The sequence below is a fragment of the Terrisporobacter mayombei genome (assembly GCF_020748465.1).
In the GTDB taxonomy this organism is placed as follows: Bacteria; Bacillota; Clostridia; order Peptostreptococcales; family Peptostreptococcaceae; genus Terrisporobacter; species Terrisporobacter mayombei.
Genome location: NZ_JAHZMP010000045.1, coordinates 1 through 654 on the forward strand (window position 1 = coordinate 1; position 654 = coordinate 654).

Annotated in this window: 1 protein-coding gene; it reads left to right on the top strand. The window is 52.1% G+C overall.

What is annotated here, in order from left to right; all coding sequences use genetic code 11:
- Window positions 1-654: sugar phosphate nucleotidyltransferase (locus K0039_RS24725; protein ID WP_265589544.1), on the top strand; the 654-nt coding region annotated here is incomplete at both ends.

Consider the following 654-nt stretch of genomic DNA (forward strand, 5'->3'; position numbering starts at 1 on the left):
TTTGCGCTGTCTAACTGCATCAACTCCGGGATCCGTCGTATGGGCGTGATCACCCAGTACCAGTCCCACACTCTGGTGCAGCACATTCAGCGCGGCTGGTCATTCTTCAATGAAGAAATGAACGAGTTTGTCGATCTGCTGCCAGCACAGCAGAGAATGAAAGGGGAAAACTGGTATCGCGGCACCGCAGATGCGGTCACCCAAAACCTCGACATTATCCGCCGTTATAAAGCGGAATACGTGGTGATCCTGGCGGGCGACCATATCTACAAGCAAGACTACTCGCGTATGCTTATCGATCACGTCGAAAAAGGCGCACGTTGCACCGTTTCTTGTATGCCAGTACCGATTGCAGAATCCTCCGCATTTGGCGTTATGGCGGTTGATGAGAACGATAAAATTATCGAATTCGTTGAAAAACCTGCTAACCCGCCGTCAATGCCGAACGATCCGAGCAAATCTCTGGCGAGTATGGGTATCTACGTCTTTGACGCCGACTATCTGTATGAACTGCTGGAAGAAGACGATCGCGATGAGAACTCCAGCCACGACTTTGGCAAAGATTTGATTCCCAAGATCACCGAAGCCGGTCTGGCCTATGCGCACCCGTTCCCGCTCTCTTGCGTACAATCCGACCCGGATGCCGAGCCGTAC